Genomic DNA, 1,823 nt, shown 5'->3' on the forward strand with positions numbered 1-1,823 from the left:
TAAAAAACATACTGTAGACACTGAGCTTCAATTTTGTACTAAAGTCGCCACGCGTTGGCAATCCCTCTTGAGCCGTTTGTTAGGCATTTTTTATATCGAATATCAGTTTTTCTATTTCTTGCCAGAAGAAAATCCCAGCTCGAATTAATGCATTAAGATAATCATCGTTTTTAGTTAAGGCACCATAAGCATTCACTTTTACCGATGTGGGATGAATTAATTTAGAGCACAATTTATGGATTGCGACATAATGATCATCTAACCCATAATCTTTCGCCAGTTGCCTGATATCAAAGCCACCTTTCGATTGAAAAGAACTTTTGTCTAACTCAGCATCTAAAAAAGATTGGGATTCTTTAAATCCAGTCACGTCTTCTTTACGTGCAGACATTAGCTGAATAAAACCCTTATTTATGTCAGTAATATCTTTATAGCCTTGCCCACACCAATTTTTCAAACCTTTTGGATTGGAGTTCACATGTTTAGTAATTAGGTAAAGCTCAAAGATATTTCTAACTTTAAGGCTTGTTATCGTTAAATCACTCCTATCTTCTGAAAACCTGACTATTTCACGTAGCATTTCTTCGAAAAGCTTTAACAATACCATCGCTTTTTCATCTGTGGCTTTGAGCTTTAAATGCCCAATAAACTCCACAATTGAGTGTTGCGATATTTTAAGGTTATCTTCATCTGTTAATTGAATTTTCACACGATCACCACTCTTAAATGCCTAACGCCCGGCTAAGGGGTTGACAACGCACCACCGAACTTAAAAAACACACCATAAACACTGAATTTCAATTTTGCACTAAAGCCGCCACGCGTTGGCAATCCCTCTTGAGCCGTTTGTTATGTTTATTTAGCCTAAGATTTAAGGCACTTAATTGCGTCACTTACCGTCTCAAATTGAATTTTTGTCAAACAAACTTCAGCTCGACAAAACTCGTGACATTGAATCAATCTTGATGCATCTTCTGCTGAAATCTGGACTGAGTTTCCAACCAAGTTAATCGCTGTTGAAGCATCTGAAACCAATGAGTATACAAAGCCTTCAGAATCTATTACTCGATCATCTGAGCTAAAAATCAACCCCACACATTCGCAGTTCAAGTCAGTTTCTGAGCCCAAATAAATGAGCTCATCGTCACCATCCAATTTCAGGATACAAGGCCAATTGACCATGAATTTCTCCAATAAACATAACGCCCAATTAAGTGGTGAACAACGCACTGACCAAGCCGCTGCATTGCACCGTAAAACACTTTACCTAACGCATAGTAAAACTGCCACGCGTTGAGAATCCACTTGAATTGCTTGTTATGTGAATTTTACCGTGAATTCAAAGTAAACCACCGTAGAAATGAAGAGATTTGAATAAGTTACGTAAAAAACGATGCTGACCAAAACCTAAATTTCACAGCGATCTTAGCCAAAGATAGCCACTTGCAGAATCAACAACAAAGAAAGCGCCCTTTCAGCCACAACCAAACCTTTTGCTTCACCAGACTTTCAGAGCTGAATGTCAGCAAATGAATCAGTCAAAAAGACATTTCAATTAAAGCGATTTGAAACTGACGAAACTCAAAACAAACCAGATCAAAAACGCAATTGAGGCAGCCCAAGAACCTTGGACGTGACCAATTGAAATTCTTTCACTGATTCATTTCGACAAAGCTAACTTGCCGAAAATACGGAACGAATTCTCAATGAAATCGTAGAGTTAACCCTAAAAATTCATCCAACACATAACGCCCGGCTAAGGGGTTGACAACGCACCACCGAACTCAAAAAACACACCGTAAACACTGAACTTTAATTTTGTA

The 1,823-nt window shown here is 38.2% G+C and carries 2 protein-coding genes; both read right to left on the minus strand.

What is annotated here, in order from left to right:
* Positions 1-79 precede the first annotated feature (79 nt).
* Positions 80-709 carry a hypothetical protein gene (locus AACR75_RS18435; protein ID WP_052190360.1) on the minus strand — a complete coding sequence of 210 codons (630 nt, stop codon included), beginning with the start codon at positions 707-709 and terminating at the stop codon, positions 80-82.
* Between the two features lie 155 nt (positions 710-864).
* Complete coding sequence (locus tag AACR75_RS18440; protein ID WP_019281465.1) at positions 865-1,182, minus strand: DUF4144 domain-containing protein; 318 nt, start codon at positions 1,180-1,182, stop codon at positions 865-867.
* Positions 1,183-1,823: the final 641 nt, after the last annotated feature.

Origin of the sequence: Vibrio sp. ZOR0018, from assembly GCF_963865925.1 — a bacterium.
Lineage (GTDB): Bacteria > Pseudomonadota > Gammaproteobacteria > Enterobacterales > Vibrionaceae > Vibrio > Vibrio anguillarum.